This is a genomic window from Streptomyces sp. NPDC058246 (assembly GCF_042881985.1).
Classification (GTDB): Bacteria; Actinomycetota; Actinomycetes; order Streptomycetales; family Streptomycetaceae; genus Streptomyces.
Map to the genome: position 1 here is coordinate 211051 of NZ_JBHVWZ010000001.1, position 22898 is coordinate 233948.

At 71.2% G+C, this 22898-nt stretch carries 24 protein-coding genes and 1 pseudogene; 12 read left to right on the forward strand and 13 right to left on the reverse strand.

Translation table 11 applies throughout. The annotated features are described in order from the left end of the window. Positions 1-52: 52 nt before the first annotated feature. Positions 53-256 carry a hypothetical protein gene (locus ACFVXA_RS00880; protein ID WP_362019127.1) on the forward strand — a complete coding sequence of 68 codons (204 nt, stop codon included), beginning with the start codon at positions 53-55 and terminating at the stop codon, positions 254-256. Between the two features lie 204 nt (positions 257-460). Then, positions 461-1159, forward strand: a complete 699-nt coding sequence (locus tag ACFVXA_RS00885) for a glycoside hydrolase family 75 protein (protein ID WP_362019130.1) — start codon at positions 461-463, stop codon at positions 1157-1159. A 616-nt stretch (positions 1160-1775) separates the two neighbouring features. On the opposite strand, the gene ACFVXA_RS00890 is transcribed toward ACFVXA_RS00885, so the two are convergent. From ACFVXA_RS00890 to dhaK, 3 genes are all read right to left on the reverse strand, one after another. Further along, positions 1776-2192, reverse strand: coding sequence for a PTS fructose transporter subunit IIA (locus tag ACFVXA_RS00890; RefSeq protein WP_362019133.1), 417 nt, complete (start codon positions 2190-2192; stop codon positions 1776-1778). Then, entirely contained in the window at positions 2185-2784 is a 600-nt protein-coding gene (gene dhaL / locus ACFVXA_RS00895; RefSeq protein WP_362019136.1) for a dihydroxyacetone kinase subunit DhaL, read from the reverse strand. The genes ACFVXA_RS00890 and dhaL overlap by 8 nt, the downstream gene beginning before the upstream one ends. A 190-nt stretch (positions 2785-2974) precedes the next feature. Continuing rightward, positions 2975-3967, reverse strand: coding sequence for a dihydroxyacetone kinase subunit DhaK (gene dhaK, locus ACFVXA_RS00900; RefSeq protein ID WP_362019139.1), 993 nt, complete (start codon positions 3965-3967; stop codon positions 2975-2977). A gap of 552 nt (positions 3968-4519) precedes the next feature. Between dhaK and ACFVXA_RS00905 the strand changes: the two genes are divergently transcribed. Together ACFVXA_RS00905 and ACFVXA_RS00910 are read left to right on the forward strand one after the other, a co-directional pair. After that, positions 4520-4939 carry an SAV_915 family protein gene (locus tag ACFVXA_RS00905; RefSeq protein ID WP_384016687.1) on the forward strand — a complete coding sequence of 140 codons (420 nt, stop codon included), beginning with the start codon at positions 4520-4522 and terminating at the stop codon, positions 4937-4939. Continuing rightward, positions 4936-5707 (forward strand): annotated as a pseudogene (locus tag ACFVXA_RS00910) (diaminopimelate decarboxylase family protein). The gene ACFVXA_RS00905 and the pseudogene ACFVXA_RS00910 overlap by 4 nt, the downstream one beginning before the upstream one ends. A gap of 551 nt (positions 5708-6258) precedes the next feature. On the opposite strand, the gene ACFVXA_RS00915 reads toward ACFVXA_RS00910, so the two are convergent. The 5 genes from ACFVXA_RS00915 to ACFVXA_RS00935 are packed head-to-tail and all read right to left on the reverse strand — an operon-like array spanning position 6259 to position 11228. Beyond that, positions 6259-7278, reverse strand: a complete 1020-nt coding sequence (locus ACFVXA_RS00915) for a Gfo/Idh/MocA family oxidoreductase (RefSeq protein WP_362019145.1) — start codon at positions 7276-7278, stop codon at positions 6259-6261. Positions 7279-7301: 23 nt separating this feature from the next. Continuing rightward, positions 7302-8204, reverse strand: coding sequence for a sugar phosphate isomerase/epimerase family protein (locus tag ACFVXA_RS00920; protein WP_390023320.1), 903 nt, complete (start codon positions 8202-8204; stop codon positions 7302-7304). 1 nt (position 8205) lies between these two features. Beyond that, complete coding sequence (locus ACFVXA_RS00925) at positions 8206-9120, reverse strand: ATP-binding cassette domain-containing protein (RefSeq protein WP_389744587.1); 915 nt, start codon at positions 9118-9120, stop codon at positions 8206-8208. Between the two features lie 8 nt (positions 9121-9128). Continuing rightward, positions 9129-10202, reverse strand: coding sequence for an ABC transporter permease (locus ACFVXA_RS00930; RefSeq protein ID WP_383735274.1), 1074 nt, complete (start codon positions 10200-10202; stop codon positions 9129-9131). A gap of 6 nt (positions 10203-10208) precedes the next feature. After that, positions 10209-11228, reverse strand: a complete 1020-nt coding sequence (locus tag ACFVXA_RS00935; RefSeq protein WP_389932707.1) for a sugar ABC transporter substrate-binding protein — start codon at positions 11226-11228, stop codon at positions 10209-10211. 293 nt (positions 11229-11521) lie between these two features. Here ACFVXA_RS00935 and iolC point away from each other — a divergent pair, with 293 nt between their 5' ends. The 6 genes from iolC (at position 11522) to ACFVXA_RS00965 (ending at position 17728) form a co-directional block, all read left to right on the forward strand. Then, a complete protein-coding gene (iolC, locus tag ACFVXA_RS00940) occupies positions 11522-12508 on the forward strand; it encodes a 5-dehydro-2-deoxygluconokinase (RefSeq protein WP_384016698.1) in 987 nt (328 codons plus the stop codon). A gap of 360 nt (positions 12509-12868) precedes the next feature. Next, on the forward strand, positions 12869-13747 hold the full coding sequence (locus ACFVXA_RS00945; RefSeq protein ID WP_362019163.1) for a deoxyribose-phosphate aldolase: 879 nt from the start codon (positions 12869-12871) through the stop codon (positions 13745-13747). Between the two features lie 83 nt (positions 13748-13830). Next, entirely contained in the window at positions 13831-14715 is an 885-nt protein-coding gene (iolB, locus tag ACFVXA_RS00950; RefSeq protein ID WP_389744593.1) for a 5-deoxy-glucuronate isomerase, read from the forward strand. Then, entirely contained in the window at positions 14715-16586 is a 1872-nt protein-coding gene (gene iolD, locus ACFVXA_RS00955) for a 3D-(3,5/4)-trihydroxycyclohexane-1,2-dione acylhydrolase (decyclizing) (RefSeq protein ID WP_390023323.1), read from the forward strand. Before iolB ends, iolD begins: the two co-directional genes overlap by 1 nt. A 30-nt stretch (positions 16587-16616) precedes the next feature. Continuing rightward, positions 16617-16847, forward strand: coding sequence for a hypothetical protein (locus ACFVXA_RS00960; protein ID WP_383903124.1), 231 nt, complete (start codon positions 16617-16619; stop codon positions 16845-16847). Positions 16848-16927: 80 nt separating this feature from the next. Beyond that, entirely contained in the window at positions 16928-17728 is an 801-nt protein-coding gene (locus ACFVXA_RS00965; RefSeq protein ID WP_384016707.1) for a GntR family transcriptional regulator, read from the forward strand. Between the two features lie 16 nt (positions 17729-17744). Here ACFVXA_RS00965 and ACFVXA_RS00970 read toward each other — a convergent pair whose 3' ends face one another. Together ACFVXA_RS00970 and ACFVXA_RS00975 are read right to left on the reverse strand one after the other, a co-directional pair. Further along, positions 17745-17870, reverse strand: a complete 126-nt coding sequence (locus ACFVXA_RS00970; protein ID WP_362019170.1) for an LPXTG cell wall anchor domain-containing protein — start codon at positions 17868-17870, stop codon at positions 17745-17747. After that, positions 17867-19021 carry a Gfo/Idh/MocA family protein gene (locus tag ACFVXA_RS00975; RefSeq protein ID WP_383745259.1) on the reverse strand — a complete coding sequence of 385 codons (1155 nt, stop codon included), beginning with the start codon at positions 19019-19021 and terminating at the stop codon, positions 17867-17869. The genes ACFVXA_RS00970 and ACFVXA_RS00975 overlap by 4 nt, the downstream gene beginning before the upstream one ends. 219 nt (positions 19022-19240) lie before the next feature. On the opposite strand from ACFVXA_RS00975, the gene ACFVXA_RS00980 reads away from it, so the two are divergent. Beyond that, a complete protein-coding gene (locus tag ACFVXA_RS00980; protein ID WP_390023325.1) occupies positions 19241-20266 on the forward strand; it encodes a LacI family DNA-binding transcriptional regulator in 1026 nt (341 codons plus the stop codon). 22 nt (positions 20267-20288) lie between these two features. Here the strand turns inward: ACFVXA_RS00980 and ACFVXA_RS00985 are convergent, their stop codons facing one another. The 3 genes from ACFVXA_RS00985 to ACFVXA_RS00995 form a co-directional block, all read right to left on the reverse strand. Continuing rightward, complete coding sequence (locus ACFVXA_RS00985) at positions 20289-20858, reverse strand: TetR/AcrR family transcriptional regulator (protein WP_383903134.1); 570 nt, start codon at positions 20856-20858, stop codon at positions 20289-20291. 5 nt (positions 20859-20863) lie between these two features. Then, on the reverse strand, positions 20864-21559 hold the full coding sequence (locus ACFVXA_RS00990) for a type 1 glutamine amidotransferase domain-containing protein (protein WP_362019183.1): 696 nt from the start codon (positions 21557-21559) through the stop codon (positions 20864-20866). A gap of 222 nt (positions 21560-21781) precedes the next feature. Beyond that, positions 21782-22345: a PadR family transcriptional regulator gene (locus ACFVXA_RS00995; RefSeq protein WP_362019186.1), complete on the reverse strand. Its 564-nt coding sequence runs from the start codon at positions 22343-22345 to the stop codon at positions 21782-21784. Between the two features lie 95 nt (positions 22346-22440). On the opposite strand from ACFVXA_RS00995, the gene ACFVXA_RS01000 reads away from it, so the two are divergent. Continuing rightward, positions 22441-22872 (forward strand): nuclear transport factor 2 family protein, encoded by a 432-nt coding sequence (locus tag ACFVXA_RS01000; protein WP_362019188.1) that lies wholly within the window; start codon positions 22441-22443, stop codon positions 22870-22872. The last annotated feature ends 26 nt before the right edge of the window (positions 22873-22898 follow it).

Genomic DNA, 22898 nt, shown 5'->3' on the forward strand with positions numbered 1-22898 from the left:
GATCACATCAAGAGGGTGGACGGCCGTTGGTCGGACCGCGGGGAACATACGTATGCTGATCCTGACGCGGCGTGAACTCACCCCTTTCTCAGGGGAGTTCACGCCCATGGCGCGGTCCGCTGTCGTCGCTGATCCCGCGCCGGCGAAGGCGGTCGAGTGGCCGGAGTCGATCACGGCTCGGGCCCTCGGCCGCACGGCGCCGGTCGAGCCGGCGGTGCGCCGCCCGTTCGCCGAGGCGCCATCGCTTCGTCCGTAGAGGCGGTATCGCTCCCTTCGCCGAGGCGACATCGCTCCGTCCGTCGAGGCGGCTTCTCGGCCCGTACGGCGAGGGGGTTTCCTCGGCCCCCCGTCGAGGTGGCCGTGCACCCCCGTCCGGCCCCTTTCCGGTGGACGCACCGTCAGATGCCCACCAAGTTTAGGCAAATGACCGTTCATGTCCCCCAGGAGAGGGTCTCTCATCGTGCGTGTCCAGTCGCTGACGCTGGCCGCGGCCGGCGCCGCCCTGCTCGCTCCCGCTCCGGCGGCGGTGCTCACCACCACCCCACCGAGTCGGCCCGTGGTGGCGGTGAGCGAGGGACATGTCCCGGCCGCCGACCTGCTGGCGAAGGTGCGCGGCTGCGCTCCCGTCTCGAAGGCGCGCTACCGCAGTGACGACGGGGCCCGCGCCGACGTTCCCGTCTGTGGCACGCGGGGTGCCGTGTTCTGGAAGGCCGACATGGACATCGACTGCGACGGCAGACCGGGCCGTCGCTGCAACCGTCGCACAGACCCGCTCTTCTCCGGCGCCACCGCCTACCAGCAGTCCGACGGACGCCCGTTGAACGCCGAGACCCTCCCCTACATCGTCGTCCCCTCCCCGAGCGGCATCTGGAACCACCGGGACCACGGCGTCCACGGGGGTTCGGTGGCCGCCGTGATCTACCGGGGCCGAGTCCAGTACGCCGTCGTCGGCGACACCGGGCCGCGCGAGATCATCGGTGAGGCCTCGTACGCCACCGCCAAAGCCCTCGGCATCAGCCCTGATCCGCGGCGCGGCGGGACGGACTCCGGGGTCACGTACATCGTCTTCAAGAAGTCCCGGGTGTCACCCATCGAGAACCACGCCGCCGCCGTGGCGGCCGGGGACCGGCTGGCCCGGCAACTCGTCCGCGGCCGCTGAGCCGCCCAGCGGCGCAGATCTCATGGTTCGTAGGGCCACGGTCTGGTGGGCCACGGTGTGAGGGGCCGCGGCGTGACGGGCTGTGGCGTGAGGGGCCGTCAGGCGGCGGCCCAGCCGTTGTCGACGGGCAGGATCACGCCGCTGATGCTGCTCGCCGCGTCCGAGTGGCGCTACTTCCCGAGCAAGGAGAGCTGCGTCAGCCCTTGGTTCGAGGCCGGGATCGACGAGATCGCCTCCGCCCTGCGCGCCTGGCGTCCCGGCCGGCCGCTGGAAGACGCACTTGAGGCGGTCATGACGGGCAACCACGCGACGGCGAGGCCGCACCTCCCCAAGGTCCGCGCGCTGGTGAGACCGACCCGCACCGAGCCGGGCCTGCGGGCCGTCTGGCTCCGGGCCCATGACGAGGGGCGACGATGCGCTCGGCGCCGGCCGTCGCGGCGGAAGGGCTCGCCTGACGGAGCCCGGGGCCACGGATCGGCTCACTCTCACATTCAGGTCAGGTGGTTCAGGCAAGCCGGTGGTACCGGCGTGCCGATGGGCCGACACCACCGGGGGGCCGGCCGGACCGGTGGCCCTGATCGTTCCAGGGCTCCCGGTCGTCCTGTTGCTCCAGGTCTTACGCCTTTCGGTACTCGTACGCCTCCGCGGCCGCCGCCTCCACCGCGGCGAGATCCGCGCCGGCCGAGGCCGTGACGACCGCGGCCACCGCGCCCTCGACGAAAGGCGCGTCGACCAGGCGGGTGTCGTCCGGGAGTTCGTCGCCCTCGGCGAGCAGCGCCTTCACGGTGAGGACCGCGCTGCCCAGGTCGGTGAGGACGGCGACCCCGGCGCCGCGGTCCACGGAGGCGGCCGCGGCGGCGATCAGCTCGGCGCTGGTGCCGACGCCACCGTCCGCGGCGCCGCCCGCCGGAGCGACGGGAGCTGTGGTGCCGCCGCCCGCGAGCGCCGTCGCCAACTCGGCCACGGAGGCGGCGACGGCCGCGCTGTGCGAGACCAGCACGATCCCTACGAGGGTGTCCTTGGTGTCACTCACCGGCCGCCTCCACGAGTGCCGCGATCAGCAGGGACGAGGACGTGGCGCCCGGGTCCTGGTGCCCGATGCTGCGCTCGCCCAGATAGCTCGCCCGGCCCTTGCGGGCCTGCAGCGGCGTCGTCGCCACGGCACCTTCCTCGGCGGCGGCCTTCGCCGCGGCGAAGGAGTCCGCGAGCGCGTCGACCGCGGGCACCAGCGCGTCGATCATGGTCTTGTCGCCGGGCGCGGCCCCGCCCAGTGCCATCACCGCGTCGACGCCGGTGCGCAGCGCATCCGTGAACTGCTCCTCGGTGACCTCGGGGGCGTCCCCGAGCGCCTTGCCGGTCCGGCGCAGCAGGGTGCCGTACAGCGGGCCCGACGCACCGCCGACCTTCGAGATCAGCTGCCGTCCGGCGAGCGCGAGGACGGCGCCTGGGGTGCCCGGCGACTCCTCCTCCAGGGCGGCGACCACGGCGGTGAACCCGCGCTGCAGATTGCTGCCGTGGTCGGCGTCACCGATCGGCGAGTCCAGTTCGGTGAGCCGCTGGGCCTCGCGGTCCACGGATGCGGCGGTCACCGTCATCCAACGGCGGAAGAAATCGGCGTCGAGCACGGGAACTCCTTGCGTGGTACGAGCGGGACTGCGGGGGTGTGACGGGCGCGATGCTCTGCGATGCTCGCATCCGTCACCTGTGCGGTACGTGCCTTGACGCGGGAGCGCACGTCTGGAGCGCGCGTTGATTCCTCGGTGCACATGTCGATCGGTTGCCGGCCGGCGGCAGCCGACCGCATGTTGACCGGGTTCACACGCCCCAGCGCAGGCCCGGTGTGTTCACCGGCGCGTCCCAGAGCCGCAGCAGCTCCTCGTCCACTTGGCAGAGCGTCACCGAGGCGCCGGCCATGTCCAGCGAGGTGACATAGTTCCCGACCAGCGTGCGGGCCACCGGGATCCCGCGCTCGCCGAGCACGCGATGGACCTCCGCGTTGAAGCCGTACAGCTCCAGGAGCGGCGTGGCGCCCATGCCGTTGACCAGGAGCAGGACGGGATTGCGCGGAGTGAGGTCCTCCAGGATCGCGTGCACCGAGAAATCGGCGATCTCCCGCGAGGTCATCATCGCGCGCCGCTCCCGGCCCGGCTCGCCGTGGATGCCGACGCCCAGCTCCAGCTCCCCGGGCGGCAGGTCGAAGGTCGGGGAGCCCTTGGCCGGAGTCGTGCAGGCGCTGAGGGCGACGCCGAAACTGCGGGAGTTCTCGTTGACCTGCTTCGCGAGCGCTTCGACCCGGTCCAGCGGTGCGCCCTCATCGGCGGCGGCGCCCGCGATCTTCTCCACGAACAGCGTCGCGCCGGTGCCGCGCCGACCGGCCGTGTAGAGGCTGTCGGTGACGGCGACGTCGTCGTTGACGAGGACCTTCGCGATCTGGATGCCCTCGTCATCGGCGAGTTCGGCCGCCATGTCGAAGTTGAGCACGTCACCCGTGTAGTTCTTCACGATGAACAGCACGCCCGCACCGCTGTTCACGGCGGCCGCGGCCCGCAGCATCTGGTCCGGCACCGGAGAGGTGAACACCTCGCCCGGGCAGGCCGCCGACAGCATTCCGGGACCCACGAATCCGCCGTGCAACGGTTCGTGCCCCGACCCGCCACCGGAGACGAGACCGACCTTTCCGGCCACGGGGGCGTCCCGCCGTACGATCACCCGGTTCTCGACGTCCACCGTCAGCTCCGGATGCGCTGCCGCCATACCCCGCAGCGCGTCCGCGACCACCGTCTCCGCCACGTTGATGAGCATCTTCATGGGAACCTCCTGGGGTGACTAACAGTTTAGCCTCTGACCCACGCTTTCCCTGGTCAGAGTGGGTATGACCGGCTATTGACGTTGGCGTTCCACGGCGCCCGGAAGCAGGGTTCGGCGGTGCTGGTGCTGGTGCTGGTGCTGGTGCTGGTGCCGGTCCTGGTGCTGGTGTGCTCGTGCTGACGTGTCGCCGACTTTACTGATGGGTCGTCAGTTTCTGGTGTTGTGCGGATGGGCGAGCCGAGCGGTCCACTCTCGGCAGTATCGGCGCTCAGGACACGGGGGTCACGTGCAGGGACGCTTTCGGGTTCATCCGGGGCGCCGCCCAGCGCCCTGCGTCTCCCCTCGGCGTTCCTCGGCGTTCTTCAGGTGGGGCGTGAGCAGCCCGTCAGTAACGCGTCAGCGCTGAGCCGGTTGCCGTCAGCGTTGCGTCATGAGGGGTCGGAGCACCGGGAGACAGGGGCACAACGTCAGATGCATGCCTCGGTCCGCCTCCCCGCGCCGGGGCGCCAGCCACTTCCGTGGACTCCCCACGGACTTTCCAGGAGGCATCTCATGGCAGACCTCTCGTGCGGTGAAGACCCGGAGCCTTCCGAACGGTTCCCGGCCGGACCCCTGTACGTTCCCGTCCGGCCGGGGCCAGCAGGGTGTGCGGCCCGTATGTTCCGTACGCCCCTCGGCGGCCGTACCGCCGTCGGCTTCACGTCCGAGCGCCGGCTCATCGCGACTCTGGGTCCCGGTCAGGAGTGGATCAGGCTCGCCGAACCCGCACTGCGCGCTCTGGCCGCACCGCTCGGAGTCACCACCGTGACGGTGGACCCTCAGCTCCGCGCCCCGGCGCCCACGCCCGAGCCGGCGCCTCTCGGCTGGGCTCCTCGGGCCGTCGAGGCCGTCGGTGCGTTGCGGGCGACCAAGGCCCCCGCGCTCGTCGAGGTGCCGGCGCTGCGGGCCGGCCGGGAACGGACCACGCGATGACCACTCTTCACGAACCCGCGGCCGCGCGCCTCGTCGACGACCTGACGGTGTGGCCGGCCTCGACGGCCCCGCAGGCCGACGGCGACCTCACCGTGGGCGGCGTACCGCTCGCCGAGGTCGCCGACCGGTTCGGCACCCCTGTCTACGTACTGGGCGAGGGCGAGGTGCGCGAGCGCTGCCGTACCTACCGTGCCGCCTTTCCCGATGCCGAAGTCCGCTACGCGGCCAAGGCGCTCCTGTGCCGTGCCATGACGCGATGGGTGGAGGAGGAGGGCCTGGGCCTCGACGTCTGCTCCGCCGGCGAACTGGAACTCGCCGTCACCACCGGGTTCCCGCCCGAGAAGATCGTGCTGCACGGCAACGCCAAGTCCCCGCGCGACCTGGAGACCCCGCTGCGGCTCGGCGTCGGGCGCATCGTGATCGACAGCCCGTCGGAGATCGCCCGGCTGGCCGCGGCGGTCGGCCCCGGCGGACACCAGAAGGTCATGGTGCGGGTGGTACTCCATCGCGGCGCCGGCCCTGATGTCCGTGGTCGGCAGACACTGCGAGGCCGGCGATGTCCTGGCCTGCGACGTCGCACTCCCCGGTGACATACACCCGGGAGACCTGCTGGCCGTGCCGGTCGCGGGCGCCTACCACCTGTCCATGGTCTCGGGCTACAACCTGGTCGGCCGTCCGCCCGCGGTCGCCGTGGCCGGCGGTCACGCACGGCTCCTCGTCCGCCGCGAGTCGCTGGACGACATCCGCAGCCGAGACGTGGGCCCTTAGCCGGGGTGTCCCCTGGCCGACGTGTCCCAGCGGACCCCACCTCCGGGCGAGTGACAGCAGGGCCCCGCCCGGAGGTGGCACAGCGCATCGCCTCGTACGTCGTCCGCCGCGGTTGCCAGGGTCAGGCGTCAGGCAGCCGCGGTGTCCTCGGGGACGTGGTGAGGCAGTGGCAGTTCGGTCACGACCTCGAAACCGCCTTGGGGCCGGTGGCCCGCACGGACGAAGCCTCCGACGGAGCGGGGTCTTTCGCGCATGCCGACGAGGCCGTAACCGCCGGCCGGGGCGGGGGAGGGCAGCGGTTGCGCGGGTCCGTCATCGGTGACGGTGATGCCCAGTCGGCCAGGGGAGTAGGCGAGGCGCACCTCGGCCGAGTGGGTGGCGGCGTGCTTGCCGTGTGCCGTGTGCCGTGTGCCGTGAACCGCGCCGGCCCGAGGACCGCACGCCCGTCGCGCCGACGGGGCACCACACCTCCTTCGCGCCGAAGGCCGCCGTGGGTTTCTGCGGCGCAGGCGATGACGCCGGGGGCCTCGTTCAGGGCCTTCCCGGAGGCGTCAGCGGTAGAGGGCGGGGCGCTCGATCAGTTCGACCTCGGTCCTGCGGCCCTCGGTCTGGGCGCGGACGCCCGCCTCGCAGACGGCCGCCGCGGCGTATCCGTCCCAGCTGCCGGGGCCGGTGACCTCGCCGCGCAGCGTGGCGTCGACCCAGGCCTGCACCTCTCGGTCGTACGCGTCCGCGAACCGCTCCACGAAGTCCGGGGCGATGGAACCGCCCCACCGGCCCGCCGTGTTGACGAGCATCCCGTGGGCCTCGCCGATCCGGGCTGTCCCGTTCTCGCAGACGGCCTCGGCCTGCACCTGGTAGCCGAAGCGGCAGTTGACGTAGATCTCCACGTCCACCAGCACGCCGCCGGCCGTCTCGAGGACGACGAACTGGGGGTCCGACAGGCCCTCGGGCGCGTTGCCGGACGGCCGGGGCTTCATCACCGTGACCGCGGTGATCTCCTGGCCGAGGAGCCAGCGGGCCGCGTCCATCTCGTGCACCACGGAGTCGTTGATGAGCATCTGCTCGGTGAAGTACGGCAGGACGTCGGCGTTGCGGTGCCGGTTGTGCAGCATCAGCGGGCGGCCCAGTTCGCCGCTGTCCAGCAGCGATTTGAGCTTCAGGTACTCGGCGTCGTAGCGCCGCATGAACCCGACCTGCACCCGCCGGTGGCCGAGCTTCTGCTCCGCCTCCATGACACGCAGCGCGGAGGCCGCGTCCGGAGTGAGCGGCTTCTCGCACAGCACCGGCAGGTCGTGCGCGAAGGCGGTGAGCAGGGCCGCCTCGTGGGCCGGTCCGGGCGAGGCGATGATCACGGCGTCGATGTCGTCCGCGGCCATGGCGGCGGCCGGGTCGGTGTACGCGGTGCAGCCGTCGACACCGTCCGCGAGCCGCTTGGCGCGTTCCGCGTCCAGGTCCGCGACGGCGGCCACCCGCGCCCCGCTGATGACCTCGGTGATACGGCGTACGTGGTCGGCCCCCATCCGGCCGGTGCCGATGACGGCGATGCCGAGCGTTCCGCGCTGGGTCATGGTGGTTCGTGGTCCCTTCGGGGTCAGGCGCCGCAGGAGCGGAGGTACGTGCGGGTGCGTACGGCGATGGGCAGCGGCCTGTCCGGCTCGCAGGGGTACATGTCCTGCTCGACGATGGCGAACAGGTCCACCCCCAGACGCTGGGCGGCGACCAGCACCGGCTCCAACTCGGGTACGCCCGCAGGGGGTTCGCACATCACACCGCGCTGGACGGCGGGGCCGAACGGCACCTCGTTCTTGACGACGTCGGCGAGGATCTCCGGGTCGACCTGCTTGAGGTGCAGATAGCCGACGCGTTCGCCGTACGTCTCGATGAGCTTGACGCTGTCGCCGCCGCAGTAGGCGTAGTGCCCGGTGTCCAGGCACAGATTGACCAGGCCGGAGTCGGTGGAGTCGAGGAAGCGCTCGACGTGGGCCTCGGTGTCGATGTGCGTGTCGGCGTGCGGGTGGACGACGATGTCGAGGCCGTACGTCTCCTTGACCTCGTGGCCGAGCCGTTCCATGCCCTTGGTCAGGTGGGCCCACTGCTCGGCCGTCAGCTCCGGCGGCTCGATGATCTCGGCGGTCTTGTCGTCCCGCCAGAAGGAGGGGATCACCACCAGGTGCTTCGCGCCCATGGCCCGGGTGAGCGAGGCGACCTCGCTGACGTGCTTCCAGGTGGACTCCCAGACGGAGGGTCCGCGGTGCAGGCCGGTGAAGACCGTGCCCGCCGACACCCTCAGTCGGCGCTTGTCCACCTCGTCGGTGAGCCGGGCCGGGTCCGTCGGAAGATAGCCGTACGGGCCGAGCTCGATCCAGGAGTATCCCGCCTCGGCGACCTCGTCCAGGAAGCGTTCCCAGGGGACCTGCCGCGGGTCGTCGGGGAACCAGACGCCCCAGGAGTCCGGGGCCGAGCCGACCCGGATGCGGTCGAGGGGGGTGGTCATCTCAGGAGATCCCTTCGGAGGAGGCCGGCACCGGCTTCTGGAGGTCTTCCGCTTCGGGGAGCTCATCGACGTCGACACCGCGGACCTGCGCCAACTCGTGCTTGAGCGCGGCGAGTTCGGCGCCGCCCGCCATGTGGTTGGTGAGTTCTTCCAGGCTGACCTCGCTGCGGGCGGCGCTGAGCTCCATGGTGCCGAGCCGGAGCACGCTGAAGTGGTCGCCGACCATGTAGGCGTGGTGCGGGTTGTGGGTGATGAAGATGACGCCGAGGCCGCGGTCGCGGGCGGCGGCGATGTACTTCAGGACGACACCGGACTGCTTGACGCCGAGCGCGGCGGTCGGCTCGTCGAGGATGAGTACGCGGGCACCGAAGTAGACGGCGCGGGCGATGGCCACGGACTGCCGCTGGCCACCGGAGAGGGTGCCGATGGGCTGGTCCAGGTCGTCCAGGACGATGCCCATGTTGCGCAGTTCCTCGTCGGCGGTCCGCCTCATCCGCGCGATGTCGAGGCGGCGCACCGGCCAGGGGCCCTTGGTCATCTCGGAGCCGAGGAAGAAGTTCCGCCACACCGGCATCAACGGCACGGTCGCCAGGTCCTGGTAGACCGTGGCGATGCCCCTGTCGAGCGCCTCGCGCGGGCTGGTGAAACGCACCGGTTCGCCGTCGACGAGGAACGCGCCCTCGGTGTGCTGGTGCAGCCCCGAGACGATCTTGATGAGGGTGGACTTGCCGGCACCGTTGTCGCCGAGCACACAGGTGACCTGGCCGGGGCGGACGGCGAGGCCGACGCCGTGCAGGGCGCGGATGTTGCCGTAGGACTTGCCGGCGTCGCGCAGCTCGACGATGGGGGTCGTGCCGTCCTCGTGCGGGGGGTCCTTCAGGATGGCGCCGGCCGGTCCGGATCCGTTGCTTGTCATGAGTCAGCTCACCTCCGGGTCGCCTGGCGACGGACCCACAGATTGACGAGGGCGGCGACGAGGAGCATCACGCCGAGGAAGGCCTTGAACCAGTCCGGGTTCCAGTTGGCGTAGACAATGCCCTGGGAGACCATGCCGAAGATGAAGGCGCCGATGACCGGGCCGATCGCGGAGCCGTAGCCGCCGGTGAGCAGGCAACCGCCGATGACCGCGGCGATGATGTACAGGAACTCGTTGCCCACGCCCTCGCCGGACTGCACGGTGTTGAACGAGAACAGCAGGTGCATGCCGACGAACCAGGCGCCGGCGCCCACACCCATGAACAGGGCGATCTTGGTGAAGTCGACCGGTACGCCGACGGCGCGGGCACTGTCCTTGCTGCCGCCGACCGCGAAGATCCAGTTGCCGAACTTGGTGCGCAGCAGCAGCCAGGTGGCGGCCGCGGCGAACACCAGCCAGTAGACGATGGTGATCTTGAAGCTCACTCCGCCGATGCTGAAGTCGGAGGCGAAGATCTTCTTGGCCTGGTCGAAGCCGTCCATGTCGGCGATCGAGTCGCTGGCGACGTTACCGGTGAAGATCTTGGTGACCGCGAGGTTGGCGCCCTGCAGGACCAGGAAGGAGCCCAGCGTGACCAGGAAGCTGGGCAGTCCGGTCTTGATCAGCAGCCAGCCGTTGAACGCCCCGACGGCGAGGGAGACGAGCAGCGCGACGAAGACGCCGGTCCACACGTTCATCGTCAGCTGGAAGCTGAGGATGGCGGCGGTGAGCGCCGAGGTGGTGACCGCGACACCGGCGGACAGGTCGAACTCGCCGCCGATCATCAGCAGGGCCACGGGCAGCGCCATGATGCCCATGACCGAGGCCTGGTACAGCACGGTGGACAGCGCGCTCACATCGCGGAAGGACGGGGCCACCGCGAAGAAGAAGACGTACACGCCCACCGCGGCGATCAGCGCACCGACCTCCGGGCGGGCGAGCAGCCTGCGGCCCACCGACCGCTCAGAGGTGCGGCCGTCCTTCTGGACGGCCGGCGGGGCCGGCGACGAGGGGCTCGCCGCCGGTGCCGTTGCATGGGTCATCTCAGATCACCGGGTGCCCTTCGCGGCGAACTCGGCGACCGTCGCGACATTGGTCTTGTCGACGAAGGCCGGGCCGGTCAGCACCGGCTGCACACCGCCGCCGCTGTAGTTGCCGTTGTTCTTGTAGAGCCAGAGGGAGTCGACCGCCAGGTAGCCCTGCAGATACGGCTGCTGGTCGACGGCGAACTCGATGGAGCCGTCCTGGACGCCCTTCACCAGGTCCTTGTTGAGGTCGAAGGTGGCGACCTTCGCCTTGCTGCCCGCGTCGGCCACCGACTGCACGGCGGTCAGCGCGAACGGGGCGCCGAGGGTGACCACGTGGTCGATGGCGCTGTCCTGCTTCAGCTTGGCGGTGATCGTCGACTTCACCGAGGGCATGTCGGTGCCGTTGACGTAGAGCGTCTCCGTCGTGCCCTTGAAGGTCTTCTTCACGCCGTTGCAGCGCTGCGTGAGCCCGACGTTGCCCTGTTCGTGGATGACGCAGGCGATCTTCTTCGCGCCCGTCGTGTTCAGCTTGTTGCCGAACGCCTCGCCCGCCACGCTCTCGTCCTGCCCGAAGAACTCCGTCAGGCCCAGCTTCTTCCAGTCGCTCAGGCCCGAGTTGAGGCCGACCACGGGGATGCCGGCCTTCCGCGCCTTGCTCACCACATCCTTCATGGCGTCGGGCTTGGCCAGGGTGATCGCGATGCCGTCGACCTTCTGGTCGATCGCGTTCTGGACCAGGTTGGCCTGGGTGCCCGCGTTCGGATCGCTGGAGTACACCAGCTTGATGTTGTCCTTGGCCGCGGCGGCGACGGCACCCTTGCGGACGGTGTCCCAGAAGGTGTCGCCGGGAGGCGCGTGGGTCACCAACGCGACGGTCATACGAGGGGTGTTGGCCTTGCCCGCGGAGGCGTTGGTCCCGCTCTCCTCCGCCTTCTTCCCTCCGGAGCCGCTGGAGCAGCCGGCTATCAGCAGCGCGGATGCCGCGACGGTCGCGACGAGTGGGGCGATTCTCCGAGAACGGGGGTGGAACGTGCGGTCCATCTTTCCAGCACCTCACTGTGCGACGGGGGAAAGGGAACGGGACGACGCTGGGCGCGAGGCCCGTGCGGGGGCCCGGACGGGAGATCCGGGTCATGTGCCGGTGACGCGGCTGTTTCGTTGGGACGGGATACAAGTCCCTGACGCACCCACCTGTCAAGACTTTGTTAAGACATCATTTCCTGAGCAGGTCCGAATGTCAGTACAAACTCTTGACAGGGGCTCGCCGCGGGACCTACACCTAGGAGGCATCGGGCGCCCCGTTGCCCGCACCCCACGCATCAGGAGCGTCACGCATGCCTGAGTCCGCTGAATCCTCCGACGCCGAGTCCTTCGACGTCATCACCATGGGACGCATCGGCGTCGATCTCTATCCCCTGCAGACGGGTGTGCCGCTCGCGCAGGTCGAGTCCTTCGGAAAGTTCCTCGGCGGCTCAGCGACCAATGTCGCGGTGGCCGCGTCGCGCCTGGGCCGAACCACCGCGGTCATCACCCGCACCGGACGGGATCCCTTCGGCGTGTATCTCCGCCAGGCGCTCAAGGAGTTCGGCGTCGACGACCGCTGGGTGACGCCCGTCGACGCGTACCCCACGCCGATCACCTTCTGCGAGATCTTCCCGCCCGACGACTTCCCGCTCTACTTCTACCGGCAGCCCAAGGCGCCCGATCTGGAGATTCGCACCGACGAGCTGGACTTCTTCGCCATCCGCGCGGCCCGCATCTTCTGGATCACCGGCACCGGCCTGAGCGAGGAGCCGAGCCGCTCGGCCACGCTGGCCGCGCTGAAGGCCCGCGCCAAGTCCGGCACCACGGTGTTCGACCTGGACTGGCGCCCCGCGTTCTGGAAAGACGCAGCGTGGCAGGACCCGGAGTCGGCCCGCCCGTACTACGCCGAGGCCCTGCGCCACGCCACCGTCGCCGTCGGCAACCTCGACGAGTGCGAGATCGCCACCGGCGTACGCGAACCACGTGCCTGCGCCGACGCGCTGCTGGACGCCGGGGTGGAACTCGCCGTCGTCAAACAGGGCCCCAAGGGAGTCCTGGCCGTCCACCGCGACGGCACCCTGGCCGAGGTCCCGCCGGTGCCGGTGGAGGTCGTCAACGGCCTCGGCGCCGGGGACGCGTTCGGCGGTTCGCTCTGCCACGGTCTGCTGTCCGGCTGGGAGTTGGAGAAGACCATCCGGTACGCCAACGCGGCCGGCGCCCTCGTCGCCTCCCGTCTGGCCTGCTCCTCCGCGATGCCGAGTGCGTCCGAGGTCGAGGACCTCCTCGCGCGCGGTTGACCGAGTCCGAGGGTCGTTGCCTCGCGAGTCCGAGGGCCGTTCCCTCACGAGTCCGAGGGCCCCGTCCGTACCGGGTCCGAGGGTCTCGTCCGTACCGAGTCCGAGGGGCTCGTCCGTACCGAGTTGTCTTCCGCACCGAGTCCGAGGGTCTCGTCCGTACCGAGTTGTCTTCCGTACCGAGTCCGAGGGTCTCGTCCGTACCGAATCCGAAGGCTCTTCGTGCCGGGCCCGAGGGGCGCTTCGCATGCGGCCGACCGAGTCCGAGGCCGAGGGATCCCCTCGTACGCGGCCGGCCCCGAGCCGAGGCCGGGGACCCTCTCCTGCGCGGCCGACCGACGCCACCCCTGAACGGAGCCTGTCTTGAGTATCAGCATCCCCGACCTCGTCACGGTGCGCGCCCGGCACCCGGAGGCCATCGCCGAAGCGGCTGTCCGCCGGGTGCGCCGACCGCTGCTCCCAGACAGCGGCCGCCTGATGATCGTGGCCGCCGACCACCCCGCGCGGGGCGCCCTCGGCGTCGGCGACCACCGACTGGCCATGGCCAACCGCGCGGACCTGCTCGAACGCCTGTGCGTCGCGTTGTCCCGGCCCGGGGTGGACGGGGTGCTGGGCACCGCGGACATCCTGGAGGACCTGCTGCTGTTGGGCGTCCTGGAGAACAAGGTCGTGATGGGTTCCATGAACCGGGGCGGGCTCGCCGGAGCGTCCTTCGAGATGGACGACCGCTTCACCGGCCACCGTGCCGAGGACATCGAGCGGCTCCGCTTCGACGCCGGGAAGCTGCTGCTGCGTATCGACTACGACGACCCCGGCTCCCTGGAGACCCTGCAGACCACGGCCCGCGCCGTCGACGACATGGCCGCACGCCGACTGCCACTGTTCGTCGAGCCGTTCATATCCCGCCGGGTGGAAGGCACGGTCCGCAACGACCTGAGTGCCGAAGCCGTCACCCGGTCCATCGCCATCGCCTCCGGCCTCGGCGGCACCTCCGCCTACACCTGGCTCAAGCTGCCGGTCACCCATGACCCCGACGACATGGGCGAGGTGCTCGAAGCGTCCACGCTGCCCGCCGTGCTGCTCGGCGGCGAGGTCGGCGGAGACCAGGAGGGCGCGTACGAGAGATGGCGCAAGGCCCTGCGGCTGCCCACCGTCCAGGGCATGGTCGTCGGCCGGTCCCTGCTGTACCCCGCCGAAGGCAGCGTGGAGACCGCGGTGGACACGGCGGTCGGCCTGCTCTGAACCCTGTCACCCCACCTGGTCCCCGTTCGCTCTGCTCCGTCAACCTCTAGGCCTGTTCTGAACCCCCGTACAGGAGCCACCCGATGACCACCACGCACCACCTTCCCGCGGGCAAGGCCGCCGTCGGCGCCTACGCCGTGGACGTCACCCCCGAGTCGGCCGGCTGGGGCCACTCCAGCCTGCGGGTGCTCGACCTGCCCGCCGGCGGCCGGCACATCTTGGACACCGGCGACAGCGAGTGGATCGTTCTCCCGCTCTCGGGTGGCTGCACCGTCGCCGTCGGCGGCGACACCTTCCGGCTCGCCGGGCGCGAGAGCGTCTTCAGCGGGGTGAGCGACTTCGCGTACGTGCCCCGGGACGCCCAGGTCTCGATCGACTCGCGCGACGGCGGCCGGTTCGCGCTGACCGGCGCCCGCTGCACCCGCCGGCTGCCCGCCCGCTACGGGCCCGCCTCCGCCGTACCGGTCGAGCTGCGCGGCACCGGCACCTGCTCGCGCCAGGTGAACAACTTCGCGGCGACAGGGGTGTTCGAGTGCGACAAGCTCATCGCCGTCGAGGTGATCACCCCGGGCGGCAACTGGTCCTCCTTCCCGCCGCACAAGCACGACGAGCACCGGCCCGGCGAGGAATCCGAGCTGGAGGAGGTCTACTACTTCGAGTTCGCCGCCCACGAGGGCACGCCGGGCCTCGGCTACCAGCGGGTCTCGCCCTCCGGCCACGGCAGCGACACCGACGTACTGGCCGAGGTGCGCGACGGCGACGTCGTGCTCATCCCGGACGGCTGGCACGGACCGTCCATGGCCGTGCCGGGACACGACATGTACTACCTCAACGTCATGGCGGGCCCCGGCGCCGACCGCGCCTGGCTGATCTGCGACCACCCGGAGCACGCCTGGATCCGGGGCACCTGGCCCGAGCAGCCGGTCGACCCCCGCCTGCCCCTCTACACCGCCCCCGAGAGGTCCTGATGAGCCCCACCACCCGCCGCCTGACCACAGCCCAGGCACTGGTGCGCTTCCTGTCCGCGCAGTACAGCGAGCGCGACGGCGTACGCCACCGGCTGATCGCCGGCACCTGGGGCATCTTCGGCCACGGCAACGTGGCGGGCATCGGCCAGGCGCTCCTGGAGGCCGGCGAGGACACGATGCCCTTCCACCAGGGCCGCAACGAACAGGCCATGGTGCACGCGGCGGTCGGCTACGCCCGCCAGCTCAACAGGCTCTCCGCGCAGGCCGTCACCACGTCCATCGGCCCCGGCGCCACCAACCTCGTCACCGGCGCCGCCCTCGCGACGATCAACCGCCTGCCCGTACTGCTGCTGCCCGGCGACTACTTCGCGACGCGCTCCGCCGACCCCCTGCTCCAGCAGCTGGAACACCCCGTCGGGGCCGACGTCTCCGTCAACGACACACTGCGCCCGGTCTCCCGCTACTTCGACCGGATCACCCGCCCGGAGACGCTGATCCCGTCCGCCCTGAACGCGATGCGCGTCCTGACCGACCCGGCCGAGACCGGCGCCGTCACCCTCGCCCTGCCGCAGGACGTCCAGGCGGAGGCGTACGACTGGCCCGCGGAGTTCTTCGCCGAGCGCGTCTGGCACGTCCGTCGTCCCGGTCCCGACCCGGTCGAACTCGCCGACACCGTACGGGCGATCCGCGCCGCCGAGCGCCCGCTGATCGTGGCCGGCGGGGGAGTCCACCACAGCGAGGCGGAGGGCGCGCTCAAGGCGCTGGTGGACGCCACCGGCATCCCGGTCGCCTCCACCCAGGCGGGCAAGGGCTCCCTGCGGTACGACCACCCCGCCGACCTCGGGGGCATCGGCCACACCGGCACCGCCGTCTGCGACGCCATCGCCCGCACCGCCGACCTGGTCATCGGCGTCGGCACCCGCTACACCGACTTCACGACCGCGTCGAACACACTGTTCCGCGGCGACGGCGTCCGCTTCGTCAACCTCAACATCACCGCCTTCGACGCCCACAAGCTCGCGGCCCGCCCCTTGGTCGCCGACGCGCGTACGGGCCTGGAGGCGCTGAGCGAGGCGCTGGCCGGCCACCGCGTCAGCGCCGCGTACGAGGACGAGTACCGCGCGGGCAAGGCGCGTTGGGAGGAGGTCGTCGAGGCCGCCTACCGGGCGGAGGACTCCGTCGTGCCCACCCAGACACAGGTCCTCGGCGCCCTGGACGCGGTCGTCGGCGACGACGACGTGGTCATCAACGCGGCCGGCTCCCTCCCCGGCGACCTGCACAAGCTGTGGCGGGCGCGCAGCCCGCGCCAGTACCACCTGGAGTACGGCTACTCCTGCATGGGCTACGAGATCCCGGCGGGCATCGGCGTCCAGCAGGCCGCCCCGGACACGGCGGTCTGGTCGCTGGTCGGTGACGGCACCTACCTGATGATGCCCACCGAGATCGTCACCGCCGTCCAGGAGGGCCTGCCCGTCAATCTGGTCCTGATCCAGAACCACGGCTACGCCTCCATCGGCGGCCTCTCCGAGGAGACCGGCGGCGAGCGCTTCGGCACCGCCTACCGCTACCGCGCCGCCGACGGCACCTTCTCCGGAGCCCCGCTCCCGGTGGACCTGGCCGCCAACGCGGCCAGCCTCGGCATGGACGTCCTGCGTGCCAAGACCCTGGGGGAACTGCGTGACGCCCTCGCCAGTGCGCGCGCTTCGGACCGGCCGACCTGCGTGTACGTCGAGACCGACCCGACGCCCACCGCACCGCCCGCCGAGGCCTGGTGGGACGTACCCGTCGCCGAAGTGGCCACGCGCGAAGCCGCGGTGAGCGCCCGTGCACGTTACGACGGCCACGTCGCCGCCCGCCGCCGCCACCTCTGACCTCCTCCGCCGTGGAAAGGGCCCCGCACCATGCAGACCGTCACCCAGTGGATCGGCGGCAAGCCCGTCGAGTCCGCCTCCGGACGCCACGGCGCGGTCTGCGACCCGGCCACCGGCGCCCAGGAGAAGCAGGTCGGCTTCGCCTCCGTCGACGGGGTGGACCCCGCCGTCGCCGCCCGAAGTCGGCTGGGCCGGACCGGTCCGACAGCGGCATCGACCTCGGCTTTCCCAGCAACTCCTGAGCCGTTCTTCCGACTGTAAGCGGTGGCCGGGTGCGGGCACGGACCCTCGGTCTCCCGCATCGGCCGCCTTCAGGACCTACCGACCGTCAGGACGATGCGATGGCAAGAGTTCCCGTACGCCGGGCCGCCGGATCCCCCCGCGCGCCGGCCGCGGCCCCGCGGGTGGGCCTCGACTTCTCCCTCGACCGCAGTAGCCCCGTCCCGCTGTACTACCAGTTGGCGCAGCAGCTGGAGTCCGCGATCCAGCGCGGTGTGCTGGGGCCGGGCAGCCTGCTGGGCAACGAGGTCGAGCTCGCGGGGCGGCTCGGTCTGTCCCGGCCCACCGTCCGCCAGGCCATTCAGACGCTGGTCGACAAGGGGCTCCTGGTCCGCCGCCGTGGCGTGGGCACCCAGGTGATGCACAGCCAGGTCAAACGCCCGCTGGAACTCAGCAGCCTCTACGACGACATGGAGAGCGCAGGGCAGAGCCCCACGACCCAGGTGCTGCACCACGGGATCGTGCCCGCCTGCGCAGAGGTGGCCGCCGCCCTGGACGTCGCCGAGGGCAGCGGCGTGCACCGCGTCGAGCGGTTGCGGCTCACCCATGGCCAGCCGGTGGCGGCCCTGTGCAACTACCTTCCGGAAGGGCTGCTGAACGTCGACACGGCCCGGCTGGAGTCGACCGGCCTGTACCGCGTGATGCGCGCCGCCGGCATCCACCTGCACAGCGCACGGCAGTCCGTGGGAGCCCGCTCGGCCACCCCCGAGGAGGCTGAGCGGCTGCGCGAGCCCACGGGCGCCGCCCTGCTCACCATGCGGCGGACGGCCTACGACGACACCGGCCGCGCGGTCGAGTACGGCACCCACATCTACCGGGCGTCGCGATACGCCTTCGAGTTCCAGCTCCTCGTACGGCCATGAGGCACATCTTGGCCGGTCACTCCCCGGTGTCGCGGCGGGCCTGCCCGCGGCGGCGCAGCAGGAGCAGACCGCCCGCGAGGGCGGCGACGCCGGTGGCGGCGGTCCAGGCGGGCGGGTCGGAGGAACCGTGCGCGTCGCTCATGTCGGTGACACCCACGTGCCCAGTTCGGCGGAGCGTGACATGGCGTCAAGGGCGGCCGCGCTGTGAACCGCGTCAAGCAGTGTCGCGCCGTAGGAGGCGTTGTCGGCGATCGACCGCAGGAAGTTGTGCGCCTCGATGACCTTGAGGTCGTCGTAGCCCATGCTGTTCGCCGCGCCCGGCTGGAAGGCGGCGTACTCGCCGTGCCCGGGGCCGACGTACAGCGTGCTGACGGGCTGGTCCTGGTACGCCGTGCCCCGGCTGACGCCCAGCTCGCCCATGCGCCGGAAGTCCCAGAAGACCGCGCCCTTGGTGCCGTGCACCTCGAAGCCGTAGTTGTTCTGCTCGCCGACGGAGACCCGGCAGGCCTCCAGCACGCCCCGGGCGCCGGAGACGAAGCGCAGCAGACAGCTGACGTAGTCCTCGTTCTCCACGGCGCCCGACTCTCCGCCCACCGCGCGCGCGTGCCCCGCGGTCGCCCCGGTCGGGCGGGCCCGCTCCGGCAGGAAGACTGCGGTGTCGGCGGCCAGCGCCGCGATCTCGCCGAGCAGGAAACGCGCCAGGTCCACGCCGTGCGAGGCCAGGTCGCCGAGGACCCCGCTGCCGCCCCGCTTCCGTTCGTAGCGCCAGGTGAGCGCCCCCTGCGGGTCCGCCGCGTAGTCGCTGAACAGCCGGATGCGGACATGAGTGACGGTGCCGATCTCACCGGAGGCGATCAGTTCGCGGGCGGCCGCGACGGCGGGCGCGCAGCGGTAGTTGAAGCCGACCGTGCCCTGGACCCCTGCCTTGGCCACCGCGTCCGACACGGCACGGGCGTCCTCGGCGGTCAAGCCGACCGGTTTCTCGATCCAGATGTGCTTGCCCGCCTCCGCCATCGCGGTGCCGATCTCGCGGTGCAGGAAGTTCGGGGCGGCGATGCTCACCGCCCGGACCCGCGGGTCGGCGGCGACCTCACGCCAGTCCCGCGCCGCGGTGGCGAACCCGTACCGGGCCGCGGCTTCCTCGGCGCGGCCGGGCACCTCGTCGGCGACGGTGACCAGTTGGGGCCGTACGGGCACGTGCGGGAAATGGTGCGGCACGCGGGCGTACGCCTGGGTGTGTACCCGCCCCATCCACCCGAACCCCACGACGGCAACGCCGAGCGTACGCACCATGACTGCCCCTCTGTCCTCTGCCCTCGGTCCGACTGTCCTCTGTCCGACGGGTCATCCGTTCGACCGGCGAACCATTTGACCGGCGAACCATTCGACTGGCGAACTCTTCGACTGGCCGTTCTTGGACCGGTCCAAGAAGCCCGGCTTCACACTGGTGGCCGTTCAGGTGTGTGTCAACCCCTTTGACAAGCTCACGCGCCATATGGAACGGTCCAGTTCATGAGAGCACCGACGATTCGCGACGTCGCCGAACGGGCCGGGGTGTCGAAGTCGCTGGTCTCCCTCGTGCTGCGCGGCTCCGATCAGGTGCGTGACGAGAAACAGCGCGCCGTGCTGGCCGCGGTCGAGGAGCTCGGCTACCGGCCCAACGCCGCGGCGCGCAGCCTCAGCGAGCGGCGTACCCGCACGGTCGGTGTGCTGCTCAACGACATGCGCAACCCCTGGTTCGTGGAACTGCTCGATGGCCTGAACTCCCGGCTGCACGACTCCGGTCTGCACATGCTGCTCGCCGACGGCCACCTCAACCGGCGCCTCGGCGAGGACCTCACCCGTACGTTCATGGATCTGCGGGTCGACGGCCTGATCGCCGTCGGCACGCTGCCGGTCTCCGAGGCGCTGCGCACGGCGGCCGGACAGATCCCCACCGTCGTGGCGGGCGCTCGGGAGCCGGTACTGCCTGGCGTGGACATCGTCGCCAACGACGACGAGCACGGCGCCCGCCTCGCCACCGAGCACCTCATCGGCCTCGGCCACCGGCGGATCGCCCACATCGCCGGGCAGGGAAAGGTCGGCGAGCTGCGCCGCCGCAGCTTCGCGGCCGTCATGCGGGAACGCGGACTGGCCGACTCGGCGATCGTGGAGCAGGGCGACCTGACCGAGGAGGGCGGCTACCGGGCCACGGTCCGCCTGCTCAGCGCCGCCGAACGGCCCACCGCCGTCTTCGCGTTCAACGACATCGCCTGTGTCGGCGCCCTGTCCGCCGCCGAGGAACTCGGCCTCCAGGTGCCGCGCGACCTCTCCCTCGTCGGCTACGACAACACGTACCTCGCCCGGCTGCGGCACCTGTGGCTGACCACCGTCGACAACGCGGGCCACGACGTCGGCCGCCGCGCCGCGCAGTGCCTCCTCGACCGCCTCGACGACCCCACCCGCCCTGGCGAGGTCGTGCTCACCACCCCGGCCCTCGAAGTCCGCGGCACGACGGCAGCGCCGCGCGGTCAGGATCGGGCGAGGCCGAACCCGTAGGCCACGGGCCCCTGCTGGTCTCTCAGTTCCTGCCGCCGGCTCCTGCCGGGGCGCCCAACAGGCCCGTCAGCAGGGCCTCGGTCGCCGGGGCCAGCAGCTGTCTGCCGTCGGGTGCCGATTCCAGGCCGGTGACCAGGGCGAGGCAGATGTCCGCGGCCTCGGCCGGTTCCACGCCGGCCGGGGACTCCGCCTCGGCGAAGAGGGTGATCAGCAGGCGGCGCAGGTCGGCGGTGAAGGTGTGGCAGATGTCGCCGAACAACCGGGCCTTCTCGTCGAGGAGTTCGGCCGTGTGCGGCGAGTCCCCGGCCAGTCGGCTCACCAGGTCGAGCTTCGCGGCGAGGACGCCCCGGACGCGTGTGGCGGGTGGGGCCTCCTCGGCCGCCGCATGCCGGGCCCGGCCGAGCGCCTGCTCGTGCAGGCGGCCGGCGAGGCGGCGGAACGCGTCGTCCTTGCTGCGGACGTACTGGTAGACCGCTGACCGGGACACGCCCATGGCCGAGGCGATGTCGTCCATCGTCGTGCGCCGTACGCCGTACCGGGTCAGGCACTCGTAGGCGGCGTCGAGGACCTCGTCGAGCCGGTCGGTGGCCATGAGGGTCAGCCCAGCTTCTTCAGCAGTTCGGCGGCGAGCGGGGCGGAGGAGGAGGGGTTCTGGCCGGTGACCAGGTTGCGGTCGACGACCACCTTGGGCGCCCACGGCTCGCCCTCCTGGAAGTCGACGCCCGCCGCGGTCAGCCGGTCCTGGAGCAGCCACTTCGCCTTGTCCGCGAGGCCCGCCTGGGTCTCCTCGGCGTTGGTGAAGGCGGACACGCGGTAGCCCGCGAAGGCGTTGCCGCCGTCCTCGCGGGTGGCGGCGAGCAGCGCGGCCGGGGCATGGCACACCACACCGAGCGGCTTGCCCGAGTCGAGCGCCAGGGTGAGGAGCCGGCCGGAGTCCGTGTCGACCGCGAGGTCCTCCATCGGTCCGTGGCCGCCCGGGTAGAAGACCGCCGCGTAGTCGTCCAGGTCCACGTCCGCCAGCTTGACCGGCCGCTGGAGCTCGTCCATCGACGCGAGGACGTGCGCGATCCGGTCGGCGCCCTCCTGGCCGCCGTTCACCTCGGGCGCGAGGCTGCCCTTGTCCACGCTCGGCACCACCCCGCCCGGCGTGGCGACGACGACCTCGTGACCCGCGGCCCTGAACGCCTCGTACGGGGCGACGGCCTCCTCGGCCCAGAAGCCGGTCGGGTGCCGGGTGCCGTCGGCGAGCGTCCAGTGGTCGACGCCGGTCATCACGAAAAGGATCTTCGACATGGTGTGTCTCCGTGGGTGCGGGCCCTGAGGGACCTGGGGAGGTTTCCGGTCGTACGCCCTGACGCTCTGCGCTCAGATCGTCAGGGCGGCGATGCCCTCGACGGTATGCGGATCGGACATAGGTGACCAATAGGGAAGCCGCTCGCAGACATAGGAAATCCAATGACGCCGCGGAGTGCGCGGCGACCGGGACGCGACGCGAGGAGCGCCAGGGGCGCGGACCTACCGCGTGACCGAGGCGCGTTGTTCCAGGATGCGCAGCGCCTGCTCAGCCCAACGGATGTTCGCGCGCTCGAAGGCGCGTCCCCCCAGGAGCGTGAGATACGGGCCGACGCGCTCGGTCGCCGCCAGGTACTCCTCCTCGGTGCGCCCGCCGAGGAGCCGTGCGCGGATCCGGTCGTAGTGGGCCAGCTTCCCGCGAGACCGTTCCAGCCGCTCGGTGATCGCGACCCGTACGGCCTGGTCGTCCCCCTCGTCGACGGCGTAGACCTTGACCATCAGTTCGTCGCGGATGGCCGTGGGCCTCGACGGCTCGGCCGTGAAGCCGCGCAGGGCATGGCGGCCCGCCTCGGTCAGGGTGAACACCCGCTTGTTCGGGCGGCGTTCCTGCTGGACGAGCCGGGCCTCGATGAGCCCTTCGGACTCCATGCGGTCGAGCTCCCGGTACAGCTGCTGCGGGGTCGCCATCCAGAAGTTGGCGACCGACGCGTCGAAGCCCTTGGCCAGGTCGTACCCCGACGCCTCGCCCTCCAGAAGCGCGGCCAGGACCGCGTTGCGCAATGCCATGGCCCAAGGCTAGACGCCGGACACGCCCGCGACTAATCTGATCCGCACCTAATCAATTAATTGAGTAGCAGAGACTATGAGAGAGGTGGGCGGGCGTGACGCATCCCTTCCGCAAGGCCGTGGAAGCCGGGGACCTCGCCGCGGTCGAGGACCTGCTGGCCGACGATGTCGTGTTCACCAGCCCTGTCGCTTTCAAGCCGTACCCCGGCAAGGCGATCACCGCCGCCATCCTGCGCGGTGTCTCCCGCGTCTTCACCGACTTCCGGTACGTCCGCGACATCGCCGGTGCCGACGGCCGCGACCACGCGCTGGTCTTCGAGGCGAAGGTCGGCGACAAGGAGATCAGCGGCTGCGACTTCCTGCACTTCGACGCGGAGGGGAGGATCGACGAGCTGACGGTCATGGTCCGCCCGTTGTCGGCGGCCCAGGCGCTCTCCGAGGCGATGGGGGCGCAGTTCGAGCGGATCTCGCGGGAAGCGGCGGAAGCGGCGGGGGCGGCGGATGCGGCGCAGAAGGCGGGCGCGTGAGCAACGGCCCTGTGACGCTCAGGGTT